We start from the raw sequence: 18,681 nt of genomic DNA on the forward strand, positions 1-18,681 counted from the left end.
ATCGTGCTTACCGACCAACTGGTCAGACCGGGACCTGCCAACCGCCAAATATTTGCTTGTGATTTGAAAAAAACCGAGCGTAGACTGGCCCCGCACTGGACTTACCGGTAAGACCACAACAATTAAGCCCTGGAACCACCAGGGCACCGAATAGAGATCCCTCCCATGCTCAGATGGTGCTCGCGTTCGATTTTCCTGCAAGTCGTGATTGGCCTGATGCTCGGCATCGCCTGCGGCCTGGCCCTTCCCGAATTCTCCTCGCAACTCAAACCCTTGGGTGACGGCTTTATCAAGCTGATCAAAATGCTGATTGGCCTGATCGTGTTCTGCGTGGTGGTCAGCGGTATTTCCGGCGCGGGCGACTTGAAGAAGGTCGGGCGCATCGGCCTCAAGTCGGTGATCTATTTTGAAATGCTGACCACCGTCGCCCTGGTGCTCGGCCTGATCATGGCCTTCAGCACCGGCATTGGCAGCGGCGCCAATATTCACCTGGAGCAACTCTCTTCCGCCGGTTTGAATGAACTGGCCGACAAGGGCCAGCACATCCGCGGCACCAGCCAGTTCCTGATGGAATTGATCCCCAATTCGGTGGTCGGCGCCTTTGCCGATAACAACGTGCTGCAAGTGCTGTTGTTCTCGGTGCTGTTCGGCAGCGCGCTGAACCTGGTGGGCGAAGCGGCCAGCGGCATCTCGCGGCTGATCAACGAATTGAGCCATGTGATCTTCCGCATCATGGGCATGATCGTGCGCCTGGCGCCGATTGGCGTATTCGGTGCCATCGCCTTCACCACCAGCACCTATGGCCTGGACTCGCTGCAACACCTGGGCAGCCTGGTGGGGCTTTTCTACCTGACCTGCTTTGCCTTCGTGGCGGTGATCCTCGGGCTGGTGATGCGCCTGTCGGGCCTGCGCATGTTGCCGCTGCTCAAGTACCTGCGTGAAGAACTACTGATCGTGATGGGCACCGCTTCGTCGGATGCGGTGTTGCCACAGATCATGCGCAAGCTGGAACACCTGGGTATCGGCAGCTCCACCGTGGGCCTGGTGATTCCCACAGGCTACTCGTTCAACCTCGACGGTTTCTCCATCTACCTGACCCTGGCTATCGTGTTTATCGCCAACGCCACCGGCACACCGCTGTCGATGACCGACTTGCTGACCATCCTCCTGGTATCGTTGATCACCTCCAAGGGCGCCCATGGCATTCCAGGCTCGGCATTGGTGATTCTGGCGGCAACGCTCACGGCGATCCCGGCGATTCCGGTGGTCGGCCTGGTGTTGGTGCTGGCGGTGGACTGGTTCATGGGCATCGGTCGGGCGCTGACCAACCTGATCGGCAACTGCGTGGCCACCGTGGCAATTGCGCGCTGGGAAAAAGACATTGATATCCAGCGCGCCAACAAGGTGCTCGACGGCCAGCAAGGCTATGCCTTCCAGGCCAAGAAGCCGGTGCTGCCGGCGCATCAGGAGTTCTAACCCCTCTTATGAGCGGCACAGATCAAATGTGGGAGCGGGCTTGCTCGCGAAAGCGGTGGTTCAGCTTACAAATCCAGTGACTGACACACCGTATTCGCGAGCAAGCCCGCTCCCACATTTTGACCACCGCCCGCTTGGCAATCGTATGAACAACATCAAGGAGCGCACGACGTGATCAGCACCTCAACCGTCGTCAATTCAGTGGTAGAAAAACTGCGCGCCGCCTTGGCGCGAGGCCAGTGGCGCCGCGGTGAAATGCTGCCTGGCCAGCGTGAACTGGCCGAACAGCTGGGCATCAGTCGCCCGAGCCTGCGCGAGGCGGTGATCGTGCTGGAGACCCTCGGCCTGGTGCGCTCCATGCCGGGCAAAGGCGTGGTCGTGCTGGAAACCAGCGTCAGCGAGCCGCAATCGAGCGACGCCGTGGCCGATGCCAGCCTCGAGGACATCCTGCAACTGCGCTACACCCTCGAACCTTTCATCGTCGGCCTGGTGGCCCAGTCCATCAGCAGCAAGGAAATCGGCCAACTGCGCCTGACCCTGATGGACATGCGCGAGGCTCTCGATGCAGGCGATGCCGAAGCCGGCATGAACGCCTATATCGACTTCCATGAAGAGCTGTTCGCCCTGACTTCCAACCCGATCTTTCAGAACGTGGTGCAGCAAACCAGCACCGCGCTCAAACAAAGCGCCCAGGTGTTGCGCAACTCGCCAGAACACCTGGCCGAACGCCTGCAAGAAAACGAAGCCGTGGTACGCGCTATCCGCAACAAGAACAGCGCCCTGGCCAGTGCCGAAATGCGCCGGCACATCCTGCAGGAAGGCCTGCGCATGGGCATTCGCTTGAATATCCCGGACGACCGTCTGGGCAGTTGATTTTCGGAGACCGGCCATGAACGCTCACGCCCTGCAACGCAATTGCACCCTCACGTCCTTACGCTGGACGCCCGAAAAAAAGCCCTCGGTGGACGACATCTACCCACGCTTGTTCGACGCCATCCTTGAGCAACGCATTGCGCCCGCCAGCCGCTTCACCGAAGAAGGCCTGGGCGAGCTCTTTGGCGTGAGCCGCAGCGTAATTCGCCGGGTGCTGGCCAAGCTGTCCCATCAGCAAGTGGTCATCCTGCGCCCCAACCAGCGCGCCCAGGTCGCCGCGCCGGATGCCCAGCACACACGGCAGATCCTGGAAGCCCGGCGCCTCACCGAAATCACCGTGGTGCAACTGGCCTGCGCCCAGGCCACCGCGATGCAGATTCGCCAACTGCGCGAGCTGATTGCCCAGGAGCGCGACGCCATTGAGCGTGATCAGCGGGGGCCGGCGATCCGGTTTTCCGGAGAGTTTCATCTGCAACTGGCGCACATGGCTGGCAATGCGCCACTGGCCCAGTTTCTCAACAGCCTGGTGCCGTTGACGTCGTTGATCATTGCGCAATTTGAAGCCAAGGCCTGCACCTATTGCGCGTGGCAGGAGCATGTGGCGATTGTGGATGCCGTGGAACAGCGCGACTCCACCACCGCAGTAGCGCTGATGACGCAACACCTGGATCACCTAGAGCGCAAATTACTCAAACACCACTAACCTCGAGCGTACGAAGATCAAAATGTGGGAGCGGGCTTGCTCGCGAATGCTGTGAGTCAGTTAACACATACGTGTCTGATGCACCGCATTCGCGAGCAAGCCCGCTCCCACACTTGCCCCTTGTTGTTTGATAAATGGTGTGCCAATAAAAAGCCCCCGCATCTCACGATACGGGGGCTTTTGGTTTAGCGAGGCATCAAGCCGGTTGCAACACCGACTGACCACTCAACGCCAGGTCCAGCAACTCACGGTTGGCCACCGCGTACATGGCGTAGTCCGTGCCCACTGCAGCACGGATTTCCACCATCATGGCGCGCCAGCGATCCGCCATGTCCTGGTGCTGCTCAAGCCACAGGGCCACGCGGGCTTCCATGTCTTGTGGCGCATCGGCCATTTGCAGGACCGAGATGGTGATCGCCCGTTGCTGCCAGTCCACGTCATCGCGGAAGGCTTCGCGGGCCTGGGCCTGCCAGTTGTTGGCCACTGGCAGATCGCTGATCTGCTGCAGGTACCACGGCAGGTCCAGGGCGCTGCCGACGGCGAAGTAGGCCTTGGCCACTTCGGCGGCGTCATGCCCGGTCACGTCGGCGGCTTCGATGATCGGCAGCAAGGTGTACAGGTGGGTAGTGCCTGCAACCATGCGTGCCAACAACTCCGGTACGCCGGCCTGGGTGTAGGCCTGGTAGCGGTTCTGCCAGCCTTCGCGGGTCGGGCCTTCCAGCAGTTCGTCGAGCTTGAGGCCCAGCGCCGCCAGGTGCGGACCGAAGTGCGCGGTGTCACGCCCGGCGTCTTGCTCGTTGCGACGGCTGCGCAGGAACCAGCGCGTAGCGCGACGGCCCAGGCGCATCAGTTCATCCATCAGCTCCAGTTGCACGTCAGCGGAAACCTGGTGGTCCAGGGCTTCAATCTGACGGAACCAGTGCGGGAGATGGAAGATGTCCCGCACGATCACATACGCGCCCGCCACGTTCGCCGGGCTCATGCCGGTCGACTCTTTGAGTCGTTGAACGAAGGTGATGCCCATGTGGTTGACCAGGTCGTTGGCGATCTGGGTGCTGACGATCTCGCGCTTCAGACGGTGGCGACGCATGGCTTCGCCGAACTTGGCCACCAGGCTCGGTGGGAACGCGGTCTCCATGTCACGGGTCAGGTACTCGTCATCCGGTACCAGCGACTTGAGCAACGCTTCCTTGAGGTCGATCTTGCTGTAGGAGATCAGCACCGACAGTTCCGGACGGGTCAGGCCCTTGCCGCTGGAGGCGCGCTCGGTGAGCTGCTCTTCGGTGGGCAGGTACTCGATGGCACGGTCCAGCTTGCCACGGCCTTCCAGGTCGCTCATCAGGCGCTTGTACTCGGCAGCACGCTCGTAAGCCTTGCGCGCGGCCAGGGACAGGGCCTGGGTCTGCTTGTAGTTGTTGCCCAACACCAGGTTGCCGACTTCGTCGGTCATGCTCGCCAGCAGCTGGTTGCGCTGCTTGTCGGTCATGTCACCGGCCTGCACCACTTCGTTGAGCAGGATCTTGATGTTCACTTCGTGGTCGGAGCAATCCACGCCACCGGCGTTGTCGATGAAGTCGGTGTTGGAGCCGCCGCCATTGAGGCCGAATTCCACACGCCCCAACTGGGTCATGCCGAGGTTACCGCCCTCGCCCACTACCTTGCAGCGCAGCTCGTTGCCGTTGACGCGCAACGCGTCGTTGGCCTTGTCGCCCACATCGGCATGGCTCTCGGTGCTGGCCTTGACGTAAGTACCGATACCACCGTTCCACAACAGGTCCACCGGCGCCTTGAGCAAGGCGTTGAGCAGTTCGGTGGGGGTCAGTTTGTCGGCCTGGATGTCAAAGCGTTCTTTCATCTGTGGCGAGATGGCAATGCTTTTCGCGCTGCGCGAGAAGATACCGCCGCCTTCGGACATGATGCTGGTGTCGTAGTCGGTCCAGGCCGAACGCGGCAGTTCGAACAAACGCTTGCGCTCGACGAAGCTGGTGGCCGGGTTCGGGTTCGGGTCGATGAAGATATGCAGGTGGTTGAACGCTGCGACCAGTTGCAGTTTGTCCGACATCAACAAACCGTTACCGAACACGTCACCGGCCATATCGCCGACGCCCACCACGGTGATGCTGTCTTCCTGCACGTTGATGCCGCGCTCACGGAAGTGACGCTGCACACCCACCCACGCGCCCTTGGCGGTGATGCCCATTTTCTTGTGGTCGTAACCGGCCGAACCACCGGAAGCGAACGCATCGCCCAGCCAGAAGCCGTAGTCGATGGCAATGCCGTTGGCGATGTCGGAGAAGGTCGCAGTGCCCTTGTCCGCCGCCACCACCAGGTACGGGTCATCGTCGTCATGGCGCACGACGTTGGCCGGCGGCACCAGGGCGCCGTCTTTCAGGTTGTCGGTGATGTCCAACAGGCCGGAGATGAAGATGCGGTAGCAGGCGATGCCTTCGGCCGCGATCTCGTCCCGGCTGCCGCCCAGTGGCAGGCGACGCGGCAGGAAGCCACCCTTGGCGCCTACCGGCACGATCACCGAGTTCTTCACTTGCTGGGCTTTTACCAGGCCGAGCACTTCAGTGCGGAAGTCTTCTTCACGGTCGGACCAGCGCAGGCCGCCACGGGCCACGTTACCAAAGCGCAGGTGCACGCCTTCGACCCGTGGCGAGTACACGAAGATTTCAAACTTCGGCACGGGCTTGGGCAGCTCAGGGATGGCACGCGGATCGAACTTGAAGCTGAAGTACGACTTGTTCTGGCCGTTGGCATCGGTCTGGTAGAAGTTGGTGCGCAGGGTGGCCTTGATCAGGTCCAGGTAGCGACGCAGGATGCGGTCTTCGTTGAGCACCTGGACGTCGTCCAGGGCGCTGAGGATCGCTTGCTCCAGGCGTTGCTGCTTGTCTTCCAGGTCGTCGGCAGTGAGCTTGCGCGCCAAGTAGAAACGGGTCTTGAACAACCGGGTCAACTCGCGGGCGATGTCGGTGGGGTTGTTCAGGGTGCTGGCGATGTAACCCAGGTCGAAGCCCAGGCGAATCTGCTTCAGGTAACGGGCATAGGCACGCAGCAGCGCCACGTCGCGCCATGGCAGGCCGGCGGTGAGGACCAGGCGGTTGAACGCATCGTTCTCCGCATCGCCATGCACGATGTGCACGAACGCATCCTGCAGGGTGTCGTTGAGTTGCTGGATATCCAGGTTCACGCCTTCGGCGGCGATGAACGCAAAGTCATGGATCCAGAACTCACGGCCATTGGCGTGACGCAGGCGATACGGGAACTCGCCCAGCACACGCAGGCCGAGGTTTTCCAGGATCGGCAGCACGTCGGACAGCGCCAGCGGCGTATCGGCGTGGTAGAGCTTGCAATGCAGCTCGCGCTGGCCGGAAACCTGGCCCAGCGGCTGATAGAAGCTCATCACCAGCGGGTTGGCTTCGGTCAGGCTGTTGAGGTGCTGCATGTCGACCACAGCCGAATGCGCGGCGAAACGCTCGCGGTAGCCAGCCGGGAAGCCTTTGGGGAAATCCGCCAGCACGTTGGTGCCCTGGGCTTCGCCGAAGCTTTCCACTACCAGGCTGGCGTAGTCGTCCTGCCAGCTGCGGCAGGCCTGAACCACTTCTTTTTCCAGTTGCAGCGGGTCGATGTCCAGGCGGTTCTTGGGGTCAACCCGCAGAATCAGTTGCACACGGGCCAGCACGGACTCGGAGAAGAAGGTCCAGAACTCGCAGTCCGAAGCCTTCAGACGGTCCATCAGCACTTGCTGGATCTTCTGGCGCACTTCGGTGGAATAGATGTCCCGTGGCACGTAGGCCAGGCAGTAGCAGAAACGACCGTACGGGTCTTTGCGCAGGAACACGCGGATCTTGTTGCGCTCCTGGATCTGCACAATCGACATCACGGTGCTGAACAGCTCGTCGACCGGGGTCTGGAACAGGTCGTCACGGGGCAATACTTCAACCACTTGGGCAAGCTCTTTACCCAGGTGCGCCTTGGCCTGGAAGCCCGAACGACGTTCGATTTCCGCGACCTTGCGACGGATATAAGGGATCACCCGCACGCTTTCGCCGTACACCGAAGAGGTATACAGGCCCATGAAACGGTGTTCCTTGATGACCTTGCCGTCGGCGCTGATCTCGCGAATCGACACATAGTCCGGGTAAGCCGGGCGGTGCACGCGGCTTGGGTGGGCGGCCTTGGCGAACGACAGTACGGTCGGCTCACGCAGGTAGGCCACGGCGTAGTCTTCGATGCGCAGGTCTTCGGCAGTGAGGCCGGCACGCAGCAGCTTGGTCAGACCGAGGAAGGAGCTGGCGTCATATTCGATATGACCGCCGTCCGCCTCGTCACGTACCACAAACTCTTCGTAGCCCAGGAAGGTGAAGTGGTTGCCCACCAGCCATTCGAGGAAGTTCTTGATCTCGGCTTTTTCTTCGCCGTCGATGGCGAACGCACTGGCGTCGATACCGGCCAGCAGGTCCTGGACCTTGGCTTTCATCGGTTCGAAATCGGCCACGGCCACGCGCACTTCGCCCAGCACCTGCTCAAGCTCCTTGCTCAGCACGTTCAGTTCGGCGGCGTTGGCGCAGCGGTCGATCTCCAGGTACATCAGCGATTCTTGCAGGATGCCTTCGCCCTGGGTGCCCTTGGGCAGGATTTCCAGCAGCTCGCCCTTGCTGCCACGACGCACGCTGAGCACGGTGGTTTGCAGGGTATGGATGCTGTAGCCCCGGCGGTTCAGCTCGGTGCGTACCGAGTCCACCAGAAAGGGCAGGTCATGGTGCAGCACTTCGACCGCGGTGTGGGTCGACTGCCAGCCATGACGTTCGTAATCGGGGTTGTAGACCCGCACTTGCGGTTGGGTGTGATCAAAGCGCTCAAGCAGGCGCCAGGCAGACAGGGTGCAACCGGCCAGGTCGGAAAGGCGACGCTGGGTCAGTTCGTCCAGGGAAATGATGCCGAAAAATTGTTCAGCGAACAGCGCCACTTGTGGCAGTGCCTGTTCACTGAGGTGCTGCGCCAGTGCCGCTTGCAGTTGATGCTGGAAGTCGGCCTTGCTGGCTGCGGTGAAGAACGCCATCTGTGGTACTCCGCTTGGGCTTGTTATTGATGAAAGCGTCGCGTGTTGTCCCCTTGCGGGGAGACCGTCAGCTCTGTTCGCTGGTGTGCTGACAAGCACCATAAACGAATCAGGGCGACAGGTGGGTGAAGCTGGACAAGACAGTCAGGTCACATACAACTTCCATACGGCATGCCCCTGGCCAGGTGACGATACGACGGGCAGGTCAGGCGCCTGGCACAGGGCACATCCGTTGCGCAGCTTAACGAGTGTAGGAAGAGCACTGCTTGCGACGCTGCGACATATTCGGTCATCGGTAAGCAGGGTGTCGGTTGCAACTTGGGCAACCCCGGATTTTCGGTAGAAAATCTTGCTACTTTGAACACCATCAGTACCAGAAATGACCGATCCGGTCCGTCAGGTCATGCCTGACTTCCGACACAGGATGAAGCACAAAATTCGCCGCGGTGGCACAATTGCCCTCCCCTACACAGGATTGCCCCATGCTGCAGCTGAAAACCGACGCCCTGATGGCCACCCCGTGCGACGACGAAGAAGACAACATGGCCATGCTGTGCTGTCACGGCAAGAACGGCGAAATGTTCATGCTCACCCGTTATCCGGATGAAGATGAAGTGGAGCTGACCTGGGACTACGAACCCTCGACCCTCGACGGGCTGAAAGTGACGTTGGGCGACACCACCTTATTGATCGAACTGGCGGCTGGCGATGCCGATGCCCTGGGCGGTAAGGACCAACTGAAGATCACCCACAGCACCGCTGCGGCAGACATGGCCGAAGTGCAGGAAACCCTGCAGAACATCCTCACAGGCACCGGCACGTTCATTCGGATCTGAATGCACCGTAGATCCCATGTGGGAGCTGGCTTGCCTGCGAAGACGGCCTCCCAATCTGACACCCCACAATCCAACTGTGGGAGCGGGCTTGCTCGCGAAGGCGGCCTGGCAGTCAACACAGTTGGACCGGGTACATATCCGTTATTTAGGTAACGGCCACTTAGGGTTCCGCCCTGACGGCGGCTCACTTTTGAAAAGCGCAAAAGTAAGCAAAACGCTCTTGCCCCACCACTCGGCACCTCGCCTAGGCTCGGTGTGCCCGTAATCCGCCAGTGATTTGGGGGCCGCCGCCACGCGCCATCCATGGCGCGGGGCGGCTAAACCGGCATCCCTGCCGGTTTCCCCCCAAATCCCTGTCGAATTCCGGCCAGCGTGGTTTAACGGGGCGCCGAAGATCAAGATCAAAAGCAGATCAAGAGCGGCTCGCTTCGCATCGTGGAGTGTGTGGCCGGGCGCGGTCGACTGTGGGAGCTGGCTTGCCTGCGAAGGTATCGACTCGGTGTGCCTGAATCACCGAGTTGACTGGATCGCAGGCAAGCCAGCTCCCACAGTGATCGTGCTCTACCTACCCAGCCGTTATGCCTTGCGCACCGCAATCCTGTAAGTTTCGCCAAAAATACCCATCAAGCCGTTAGTCGCCGCACCCCGCGATGCATTAAAGTAAACGCCCCAGGCCCGGTGTTTTGTCACAACACCCAGGCTCATCTTTTCCAGGAACCGTCATCGATGGAACATCGTGAAGCGCTGCTTGCGCTGCGAACCTTTCTTTCTACGCAGATTCTCGGCCAGGAAAAACTCATCGATCGCCTGCTGATCGCCCTGCTCGCTGACGGCCATATGCTGGTCGAAGGCGCACCGGGGCTGGCCAAGACCAAGGCGATCAAGGAGTTGGCCGAAGGGATCGAAGCGCAGTTCCATCGTATCCAGTTCACCCCCGACCTGTTGCCCGCCGATATCACCGGCACCGAGATCTATCGCCCGGAAACCGGCAGCTTTGTGTTCCAGCAAGGGCCGATCTTCCATAACCTGGTGCTCGCGGACGAAATCAACCGTGCCCCGGCCAAGGTGCAGTCGGCCTTGCTTGAGGCCATGGCCGAGCGCCAGGTCAGCGTGGGCCGCAGCACCTACGAACTGTCGCCGCTGTTTTTGGTGATGGCCACGCAAAACCCCATCGAGCAGGAAGGCACCTACCCGCTGCCCGAAGCCCAGCTCGACCGATTCCTGATGCACGTCAAGATCGGCTTCCCGGACGCCGCCGTCGAGCGCCGTATCCTGCAGCAAGCCCGTGGCGAAGCGCTCAACGGCGAAACCAAGCCCGAACGCCGAGTCAGCCAGCAGGCCATCTTTGCCGCGCGCAAGGAAATCCTCGGCCTGTACATGGCCGATGCGGTGGAGGAATACCTGGTGCAACTGGTGATGGCCACGCGCACCCCTGCCAAGTTCGACCCGGAAATGGCCGAGTGGATCGCCTACGGCGCCAGCCCCCGTGGTTCCATCGCCCTGGACCGCTGCGCCCGCGCCCATGCCTGGCTGGCCGGTCGCGATTTCGTCAGCCCCGAAGATATCCAGGCGGTGCTGTTCGACGTGCTGCGCCACCGCATCATCCTGTCGTTCGAGGCCGAAGCCGCCGGTGTTGACCAGGACCGCGTGGTGCAACGCATTCTCGACGTCGTTGCCGTCGCTTGAAGTCGATGAACGCAAGCGATGGCATCCGCGTAACCCTCAGTGAATTGATTGAGATGCGCCACCGCGTGCGTGAGGTGCAGTTGTTCTCCACGCCTGGTCAACGTAGCCCGCTGGTGGGCCTGCACCACTCCAAGCTGCGCGGGCGTGGCGTCGATTTTGACCAGGTGCGCGTGTACCAGGCCGGCGACGACGTGCGCACCATCGACTGGCGCGTGACGGCGCGTACCCAGGAGCCGCACACCAAGCTGTTCCACGAAGAGCGCGAACGGCCGATTTTCATCATGGTGGAGCAAAGTTGCCGGCTGTTTTTCGGCTCGGGGCAAATGTTCAAGTCGGTGCTTGCCGCCCAGGCCGCCAGCCTGATCGGTTGGGCCGCCCTGGGCCATAACGACCGGGTGGGCGGGCTGGTGTTCGGCGACAGCGAGCACTACGAGATCAAGCCACGGCGCAGCAAGCAAAGCCTGTTGCAACTGCTTAACCGGCTGGTGCGGGTCAACCAGAGCCTGAACACCGAGCGTCAGCCGGAAGCCGACGCCCTGGGCATGGCCTTGCGCCGTGGCCGCGAGGTGCTGCGCCCGGGCAGCCTGGTGGTGGTGATCTGCGATGAGCGCGCCCTCACCGAAGGCGCCGAGCAACAGTTGAGCCTGTTGGCGCGCCATTGCGACCTGCTGTTACTACCGATCTCCGACCCGCTGGACCACGCCCTCCCCGCCGCCGGGCTGCTGCGTTTCGCGCAAAGAGGCGCGCAATTGGAACTGGACACCCTGAATATCGACCTGCGCCAGGCCTACAAGGCCCAGGCCGAAGCCCGCATCGCCCGCTGGGAACTGCTCGCGCAGAAACTGCGGCTGTTGTTGATGCCCTTGAGCACCCAGAGTGAAATGGTCGAGCAACTGCGCGAATACCTCAACCCGCAACGCCCGGTTAAAAAACCATGAGCAGCCTGGACCAACTGCAACCGCTGATCGCCCCGCCCGCCATTGGCTTCTGGCCACCTGCGCCCGGCTGGTGGCTGTTGCTGCTGGTGATCCCCCTGCTCGGTTGGGGCCTGTGGTGGCTGCGCCGTTTCCTGCCGGCCCGCCGCCCCGTGGCGCGTGCCGAACAACCGCTGGACCCGTTGCGTATCGCCGCCCTGGCCGAGCTGGCTTTGATGCCCAAGCCCTACGACGGCGCGCCGGCTGGCGCCTGGTTGCAGCAACTCAACGGCCTGCTCAAGCGCCTGTGCCGTAACGACTACCCTTATAGCCAGAGCCACACCCTTAACGGGCGCAAATGGCTGGCCTTCCTGGATAACCGCTGCCCCGCCGCCGGCCTGACGCGCTGGATGGTGTTGGTGGAAGGCGCCTATAAGCCCGAATGCAAGCTCGACGACAAAGCCATCGCTGGCCTGACCCAAGCCGTCGACACCTGGATTCGCAAACATGTTTGAGTTCGCCTGGCCGTGGATCTTCGCCCTGTTGCCATTGCCGTGGATCATGCGCCTGGTGCTGCCCGTGGCCGACAGCGGCGAACCGGCGCTCAAAGTCAGCTACCTCAGCGACCTTGAGGGCCTGGCCCGCCGCCGTGCCCGCGTCAACCTGCCAGGCTGGCGCCAGCAAGCCCCATTCGTGGTGCTGTGGTTGCTGCTGTTGACCGCCGCCGCCCGCCCGCAATGGCTGGGCGAACCCTTACCGATTGCTGCCAGCGGCCGGGATCTGCTGGTGGCGGTGGACGTCTCCGGCTCCATGGATTTTCCCGACATGCATTGGCAGGACGAAGACGTGAGCCGCCTGGCCCTGGTCAAACACCTGCTGGGAGATTTTCTGGAGGAGCGTGAAGGTGACCGCGTGGGCCTGATCCTGTTCGGCAGCCAAGCCTACCTGCAAGCGCCCCTGACCTTTGACCGCCGTACCGTGCGCACCTGGCTGGATGAGGCACGCATCGGCATTGCCGGCAAGAACACCGCCATCGGCGACGCCATCGGCCTGGCCCTCAAGCGCCTGCGCCAACGCCCGGCGCAAAGCCGCGTGCTGATCCTGGTCACCGACGGTGCCAACAACGCCGGGCAGATCGACCCGTTGACCGCCGCGCGCCTGGCGGCCGAGGAAGGCGTGAAAATCTACCCCATCGGCATCGGCGCCGACCCCGAGCAAACCGGCTCCCTGGGCATCCTTGGCGTCAACCCGAGCCTGGACCTCGACGAACCGGCGCTCAAGGCACTGGCCGAGGCCACCGGCGGCCAGTATTTCCGCGCCCGTGACGGCGAGGAACTGCTGAAGATCAAGGACACCCTCGACACCCTTGAGCCGGTGGAGCAACAACCCACCCAGGCCCGACCGGCCCAGGCGCTGTACGGCGGCCCATTGGCCCTGGCGTTGGTGTTGAGCCTGTTGCTGGTGGTGCAGGAACGCTGGCCGAATAACGCCTTGCAGCGCGCCTTCAATCGACTATCGAGCAGGAGCATCTTTTTGCAGCAACACCCTGAATGGCGCCAGCGTCTGCAGCGCCTGCGTTTGCGGAGGCGTCGATGATCGCCCTGTGGCCGCACTGGTTGCGCCCCTGGTGGCTGTTGTTGCTGCCCCTGCTTGGCTGGTTGCTGTGGCAGCTATGGCATCGGCAAAAGCGCGCCGGGCGTTGGCAGATGATCCTGCCGCCGGCGTTCCATGCCGAGTTGCTCAGTGGTGGCAATGGCCGCGAGAGTAAATCGCCGTGGGTAGTGCTCGGCATCGCCTGGCTGTTGGCCGTGCTGGCGTTGCTGGGCCCCAGTTGGCAACGGGTTGAACAGGCCAGCCAGAAACCTTCCGACCCCTTGGTGGTACTGCTGGAACTGACCCCGCAAATGCTCGCCACCGACAGCCCGCCCAACCGCCTGGAGCAGGCGCGGCGCAAGTTATATGACTTGCTGCAAGCGCGCACCGATGCGCAAACAGCCATCATCGTGTACGCCGGCAGCGCCCATACCTTGGTGCCGCTGTCCGATGACCTGGCCACCAGCCGCAACCTGTTGGAAGCCCTGCGCCCCTCGATCATGCCCGAGCCCGGCCATCGAGCCGACCTGGCCGTGGAAAAAGCCCTGGGGTTGCTCAAGCAAGGCGGTCTCGGCCACGGGCGCCTGCTGCTGATCGGTTCCTCACTGTCCAAACAAGAGCGCCAAGGCATCCGCCTGCAACTGCAAAGTGCCCAGGCTCCGACATTGTCGATCCTCGGCATCGGCAGTCGCGAAGGCACGCCGGTGACTCAGGAGAGCGGCGAATTTCTCAAGGACGACCAGGGCGCGATCTTGGTGCCGCGTCTAGACAGCCCGACCCTCAAGGCGTTCGCCAGCGAAATGGGCGGCCGCTACCGTGCGGCGCGCCTGGATGACAAGGACCTGCGCCAACTCGGCATGCTCGACAGCGCCCAAGCGCTGCGCGACGACGGCCAACGACTGCGCCTGGACACCTGGGCCGACCAGGGTTACTGGCTGCTCTTGCCGTTGTTGCTGCTGGCCGCGTGCGCCGGGCGTCGCGGCTGGCTGTTCTGCCTGCCCTTATTGCTGATGGGCGTGCCGCAACCCAGCTACGCCTTCGGGCTGCAGGACCTGTGGCTGCGCCCCGACCAACAAGGCCAGTACCTGCTCAAGCACAAACGCCCGGCCGAAGCCGCCGAACACTTCCAGGACCCACAGTGGCAAGGCGTGGCGCTGTACGAAGCCGGCAATTACGCCGAGGCCATCAAGCGGTTTGCCCAAGGCAGCGACGCCTATTCCCACTACAACCGTGGCAATGCTCTGGCCAAGGCCGGTGAGCTTGAAGCGGCCATTGATGCGTATGAACAAGCCCTGGAAGCCCAGCCCGATTTGCAACCGGCACTGAAAAACAAAGCCCTGGTTGAAACCCTGATGCAGCAGCAAGCACAGCCCGAGGCAGAGCCGCCGGCAAAAAACGAAGATGACGAAACCTCCCAACCCGGCCAAACTGCGCAACCGGGTGCCAGCGCACAAACGGCCCAGGGTGGCGAGCAGTCGTCCCACGGCCAGGGCGAAGCCGGCACCGGTGAGACTCAGACAGCCGCTACGCCACCGCCAGGCGGCAACGAAGTGCCAGGCAGCGAACTGGGCGACGAGCAAACCACCACGCCGCCACTGCGCCCCGCCGACACACGCCTGGAAGGCGAGCGCCGCCAGGCCTTGGAGCAATGGTTGCAGGAGATCCCGGACAACCCCGGCGAGCTGTTGCGACGCAAATTCTGGTACGAACAGCAACAACATCAGGACACCACTCGATGAGCCGCCGCACCACCCTTTTGCTCCTGCTCGCGCTGTCGGCAGGCCACGCCCAGGCGGCGGACCTGGTCGCCAGCGTAGACCGCAGCCGCCTCAACTCCGGGGAAACGGTGGAGCTGACGGTGCAATCGAGTGATGTGACCCAGTTCGGCAAACCGGACTTGTCGCCCCTGGATGCGCAGTTCGAAGTCAGCGGCACCCGCCAGATCAACCAACTCACCACGCTGGACGGCGACAACCACGCCACCACCCGCTGGATCATCACCCTGCTGCCCAAGGTGAACGGCAACGTGGTCATCCCGCCGTTGCAAGTAGGCGCGCTCAAGACTCAGCCGATCACCCTGCAAGTGGTGGAAAGCGCCAGCCAGAACACCAGCGCCGAACTGGCCCCGGTGTTCATCGAAGCCAACCTCGACCAGACCAGCGTATACGTGCAGGCCCAGGCCCTGTTGACCGTGCGCGTGTACCACTCGGTGTCGCTGTATGACGACAGCAGCCTCACGCCCTTGCAGATACCGGATGCACGTGTCGAACAACTGGGCGAATCACGCACCTATGAGAAGGTCATCAACAGCATCCGCCATGGCGTGATCGAAACCCGCTACGCCCTCTACCCGCAACACAGTGGCGCCGTGGTGATTCCGGCGCAGACCTTCAGCGCCACCCTGGTGGAATCGCGCCCGCCCCAGGAAAACACCCTGCAGGGCACCAAGCCGGGCAAGATGATTCACGTCAGCTCCGCGCCCCTGCCCTTGACGGTCAAACCCAAACCGGACGCCTACCCCGCCGACGCCCCCTGGCTGCCCGCACGCAGCCTGACCTTGAGCGAAGGCTGGAACCCCACGCCGGACCACGTGCAAGTCGGCGACTCCCTGACCCGCAGCCTGACCGTGGAGGCCGAAGGCCTGTCCAGCGCACAATTGCCGGCGCTGCCCGGCACCGAGGTCAACGGCCTGCGCCGCTACCCCGACCAACCGGTGATGGCTAACCGCACCAGCGACCGCGGCCTGACCGGCAGCCGTGAAGACCGCGAAGCCCTGGTGCCGACCCGCGCCGGCGAGCTGGAATTGCCGGCCGTGGAAGTGGTGTGGTGGAACACCCACGAAGATCACCTAGAACGCACCAGCCTGCCGGCGCGCACCGTGCACGTGGCGGTGAACCCCAGCCTGGTGGTAGACACCCCGGCGACACCGACCATCATCACCGCACCCGACGATGACCGCCTGTGGCTGTGGCAACTGAGCACACTGATACTGGCCTGCACCACCCTGCTGGGCTTTGGCCTGTGGTGGCGCGCACGCCGGCAGCCGGCGGTACAGCGAGCCGCCCAAACCGGCCCCAGCCCACGCACGCTGCTCGACGACCTCAAGCGCGCCACCCAGGCCAACGACCCCCACGCCACCCGCCAGGCCCTCGACGCCTGGGCGCGGCAACAACCCGAAACCCTGGCCGACATGGCCGCACGGTTTGTGCCGTTGTCAGATGCCCTGGATGGTTTGAATGGCGCGTTGTACAGCGAAAGCGGCCAATACTGGTTGGGTGATGACCTGTGGCGTGCGATCAAGGCGATCCCCGTGGCCGAACGCGAGCAAGACCCGGCGACCGACACCACCAGCTTACCGCCGCTCTACCCCAAATAACCCAGCCTCAACCAACACCACAAAACCTTGTGGGAGCGGGCTTGCCCGCGAAGGCCATAGGTATCTACACAACTTTGTAGCCTGTAGCAGCAGCCGGTAACCACGATGCGAAGCGAGCCGCTCTTGATCTTGATCTGCTTTTGATCTTAGGCGCCCCGTCAAACCACGCTGGCCGGAATTCGACAGGGATTTGGGGGGTAAACCGGCAGGGATGCCGGTTTAGCCGCCCCGCGCCATGGATGGCGCGTGGCGGCGGCCCCCCAAATCACTGGCGGATTACGGGCACACCGAGCCCAAGCGAGGTGCCGAGTGGTGGGGCAAGAGCGTTTTGCTTACTTTTGCGCTGTTCAAAAGTGAGCCGCTGTCAGAGCGGAACCCTAGGTGGCCGTTACCTAAATAACGGATATGTACCCGGTTCAACTGTGGTGACTGTTAGGCCGTCTTCGCAGGCAAGCCAGCTCCCACATTTGGACTGCGGCGCGTCAGCTAGATCAGCGTCGGCTGTCAGGCCGTCACGGGAGCAAGCTCCCTCGCCACAGGTTCAGCGTCGCACCAAAATTGTGTAGATACCTATGCCGCGTCCGCCATCGCAGCATAGGTCTCTACACAACTCTGTAGCGCTCAACGGTAACCACGATGCGAAGCGAGCCGCTCTCGATCTTGATCTGCTTTTGATCTCAGGCGCCCCGTTAAACCACGCTGGCGGATTACGGGCACACCGAGCCTAAGCGAGGTGCCGAGTGGTGGGGCAAGAGCGTTTTGCTTACTTTTGCGCTGTTCAAAAGTGAGCCGCTGTCAGAGCGGAACCCTAAGCGGCCGTTACCGCAGCAATGGATATGTACACAATCCAACTGTGTTGACTGCCAGGCCGCCTTCGCGAGCAAGCCCGCTCCCACAGTTTGATCGTGGGGCATCAGGTAGATAGGCGTCGGCTGCTCCCACAGTTGATCTGCAGTGCCTGCTCGAACGCCTGCCTGCACTTAATGATTACGACGCGGCACCTTCCATTCACGATGGGGGAATTTGTACAGATAGTTCAGGTTATCCATATCGAACCGGCCATCCTCCTTGCCGGGACCACCGAAGAAGCTGATGCCGATATCCAGCTTACGCAGCAGTTTTGGGCGTGAGAGTAACTCCTTGGCCGCGTGGTGGGCCTCTGGTGAAAATGTCCTGTCGGTGGCTATCAGGCCGGCGGCCTCCCTCAGCTCGTTGAAGTTCACATAGCTGTCTGTCGCGCCAGCGGCGAACTCGCGGAAATGGTCGCGGATCAGCCCTATCAGTTGCCGGTCAGTCACGCTTGCGAATGGGCGTGCGTGCGCAGCGTTGGCCTGGGTCTCAGCGCTTCGTGTCTGACGGTGGTTAGCTTGGGTTGAGCGATTGTCAGCTTCCAGTTGCTCTGGTAGAGCGGTGGGAGCAGCGATGGAAGGTGGCTTTATTGAAAATGTCATGCTGGGCCTCTGATTCATTCAGGGATTGATTGAAAAATCCACCTTGTGGGTGGTCGTCACTCAACCTGCCGTTCCATTTATCACCGCCCGCTCGACATGCATTGTTAAAGGCCAGCAATCCATATCCCTTTAATTTGCAGGACGTTTCCTAGACAATCCTTTGGCCTTGCGCCTGCTCATTTCGCTGGCTAGCCTTCGCTTCGTCGCTGCCTATCAGCGATCGGGTGTGAGATCCCGTTATTAGCAGGCGCAATGCGCTACAACCGTCAATGGCGGCTGTGTGCGGGCAGACTTCGGTCTGACTGGGTCCTACTCCCCGGTTTCCACCCCGCGTATGGCTGCCACCTAATTTGTCGTGTGGAAACGGCATAGGACGGCGCCCCAACTGAGTAGGAGCTATACCCATGAGCAAAATCGTCCCCGACCCACCCTTTCCCATTTTCGTCGCCCACGAAGACCTGAGTTTCGAAGACGCTATCGCCAGCATCTCCTCGCTACTGCGCTGCGCCGCCACCACCGCCACCGAAACCGCCGAGGGCCTCAAAGGCACCCAGCGCGACATGGCCTGCTCCACCGCTCACCTGATCGACATGGCCCGCACCCTCGCCGACCGTGCGCTGGATTGCCTGCAGCCCAACCCCACTAACACCCCATAACCCCCGTGTAGGAGCGAGCTTGCTCGCGAAAAACTCACAGGCGCCGCGTTTA

Annotated in this window: 13 protein-coding genes; 11 read left to right on the forward strand and 2 right to left on the reverse strand. The window is 62.2% G+C overall.

Annotated elements, in window-relative coordinates:
- Positions 1-150: 150 nt before the first annotated feature.
- The 3 genes from MF6394_RS21815 (at position 151) to MF6394_RS21825 (ending at position 3,052) form a co-directional block, all read left to right on the forward strand.
- Entirely contained in the window at positions 151-1,476 is a 1,326-nt protein-coding gene (locus tag MF6394_RS21815) for a C4-dicarboxylate transporter DctA (protein ID WP_169855370.1), read from the forward strand.
- Positions 1,477-1,647: 171 nt separating this feature from the next.
- A complete protein-coding gene (locus MF6394_RS21820) occupies positions 1,648-2,349 on the forward strand; it encodes a FadR/GntR family transcriptional regulator (protein WP_078467515.1) in 702 nt (233 codons plus the stop codon).
- Between the two features lie 16 nt (positions 2,350-2,365).
- On the forward strand, positions 2,366-3,052 hold the full coding sequence (locus MF6394_RS21825) for a GntR family transcriptional regulator (protein WP_044273433.1): 687 nt from the start codon (positions 2,366-2,368) through the stop codon (positions 3,050-3,052).
- Between the two features lie 196 nt (positions 3,053-3,248).
- On the opposite strand, the gene MF6394_RS21830 is transcribed toward MF6394_RS21825, so the two are convergent.
- A complete protein-coding gene (locus MF6394_RS21830) occupies positions 3,249-8,117 on the reverse strand; it encodes an NAD-glutamate dehydrogenase (RefSeq protein WP_078467516.1) in 4,869 nt (1,622 codons plus the stop codon).
- A 482-nt stretch (positions 8,118-8,599) separates the two neighbouring features.
- On the opposite strand from MF6394_RS21830, the gene MF6394_RS21835 reads away from it, so the two are divergent.
- From MF6394_RS21835 to MF6394_RS21870, 7 genes are all read left to right on the forward strand, one after another.
- Positions 8,600-8,953 (forward strand): hypothetical protein, encoded by a 354-nt coding sequence (locus MF6394_RS21835; RefSeq protein WP_078467517.1) that lies wholly within the window; start codon positions 8,600-8,602, stop codon positions 8,951-8,953.
- Between the two features lie 726 nt (positions 8,954-9,679).
- Positions 9,680-10,639, forward strand: a complete 960-nt coding sequence (locus MF6394_RS21845; RefSeq protein WP_020301524.1) for an AAA family ATPase — start codon at positions 9,680-9,682, stop codon at positions 10,637-10,639.
- A 5-nt stretch (positions 10,640-10,644) separates the two neighbouring features.
- The gene (locus MF6394_RS21850) at positions 10,645-11,577 is read left to right on the forward strand and encodes a DUF58 domain-containing protein (RefSeq protein WP_044273431.1); all 933 of its coding nucleotides are present in this window, start codon (positions 10,645-10,647) and stop codon (positions 11,575-11,577) included.
- On the forward strand, positions 11,574-12,068 hold the full coding sequence (locus tag MF6394_RS21855) for a DUF4381 domain-containing protein (protein ID WP_003190798.1): 495 nt from the start codon (positions 11,574-11,576) through the stop codon (positions 12,066-12,068). Before MF6394_RS21850 ends, MF6394_RS21855 begins: the two co-directional genes overlap by 4 nt.
- Positions 12,061-13,149, forward strand: a complete 1,089-nt coding sequence (locus MF6394_RS21860) for a vWA domain-containing protein (RefSeq protein ID WP_044273430.1) — start codon at positions 12,061-12,063, stop codon at positions 13,147-13,149. Before MF6394_RS21855 ends, MF6394_RS21860 begins: the two co-directional genes overlap by 8 nt.
- Positions 13,146-14,885 carry a tetratricopeptide repeat protein gene (locus tag MF6394_RS21865; protein ID WP_078467519.1) on the forward strand — a complete coding sequence of 580 codons (1,740 nt, stop codon included), beginning with the start codon at positions 13,146-13,148 and terminating at the stop codon, positions 14,883-14,885. Before MF6394_RS21860 ends, MF6394_RS21865 begins: the two co-directional genes overlap by 4 nt.
- Positions 14,882-16,522, forward strand: a complete 1,641-nt coding sequence (locus tag MF6394_RS21870) for a BatD family protein (protein WP_047710695.1) — start codon at positions 14,882-14,884, stop codon at positions 16,520-16,522. Before MF6394_RS21865 ends, MF6394_RS21870 begins: the two co-directional genes overlap by 4 nt.
- A gap of 980 nt (positions 16,523-17,502) precedes the next feature.
- On the opposite strand, the gene MF6394_RS34325 is transcribed toward MF6394_RS21870, so the two are convergent.
- Positions 17,503-17,973 (reverse strand): hypothetical protein, encoded by a 471-nt coding sequence (locus MF6394_RS34325; RefSeq protein ID WP_177345151.1) that lies wholly within the window; start codon positions 17,971-17,973, stop codon positions 17,503-17,505.
- 404 nt (positions 17,974-18,377) lie between these two features.
- Between MF6394_RS34325 and MF6394_RS21880 the strand changes: the two genes are divergently transcribed.
- Positions 18,378-18,629: a DUF6124 family protein gene (locus MF6394_RS21880; RefSeq protein ID WP_078467520.1), complete on the forward strand. Its 252-nt coding sequence runs from the start codon at positions 18,378-18,380 to the stop codon at positions 18,627-18,629.
- Positions 18,630-18,681 lie beyond the last annotated feature (52 nt).

Source organism: Pseudomonas sp. MF6394 (genome assembly GCF_002018845.1).
Classification (GTDB): domain Bacteria; phylum Pseudomonadota; class Gammaproteobacteria; order Pseudomonadales; family Pseudomonadaceae; genus Aquipseudomonas; species Aquipseudomonas lactis.

Coding starts and splice junctions, on each gene's coding strand:
- MF6394_RS21825 (WP_044273433.1), top strand. CDS start 2,366: ATGAACGCTCACGCCCTGCAACGCAATTGCACCCTCACGTCCTTACGC.
- MF6394_RS21830 (WP_078467516.1), bottom strand. CDS start 8,117: ATGGCGTTCTTCACCGCAGCCAGCAAGGCCGACTTCCAGCATCAACTG.
- MF6394_RS21835 (WP_078467517.1), top strand. CDS start 8,600: ATGCTGCAGCTGAAAACCGACGCCCTGATGGCCACCCCGTGCGACGAC.
- MF6394_RS21845 (WP_020301524.1), top strand. CDS start 9,680: ATGGAACATCGTGAAGCGCTGCTTGCGCTGCGAACCTTTCTTTCTACG.
- MF6394_RS21850 (WP_044273431.1), top strand. CDS start 10,645: ATGAACGCAAGCGATGGCATCCGCGTAACCCTCAGTGAATTGATTGAG.
- MF6394_RS21855 (WP_003190798.1), top strand. CDS start 11,574: ATGAGCAGCCTGGACCAACTGCAACCGCTGATCGCCCCGCCCGCCATT.
- MF6394_RS21860 (WP_044273430.1), top strand. CDS start 12,061: ATGTTTGAGTTCGCCTGGCCGTGGATCTTCGCCCTGTTGCCATTGCCG.
- MF6394_RS21865 (WP_078467519.1), top strand. CDS start 13,146: ATGATCGCCCTGTGGCCGCACTGGTTGCGCCCCTGGTGGCTGTTGTTG.
- MF6394_RS21870 (WP_047710695.1), top strand. CDS start 14,882: ATGAGCCGCCGCACCACCCTTTTGCTCCTGCTCGCGCTGTCGGCAGGC.
- MF6394_RS34325 (WP_177345151.1), bottom strand. CDS start 17,973: ATGACATTTTCAATAAAGCCACCTTCCATCGCTGCTCCCACCGCTCTA.
- MF6394_RS21880 (WP_078467520.1), top strand. CDS start 18,378: ATGAGCAAAATCGTCCCCGACCCACCCTTTCCCATTTTCGTCGCCCAC.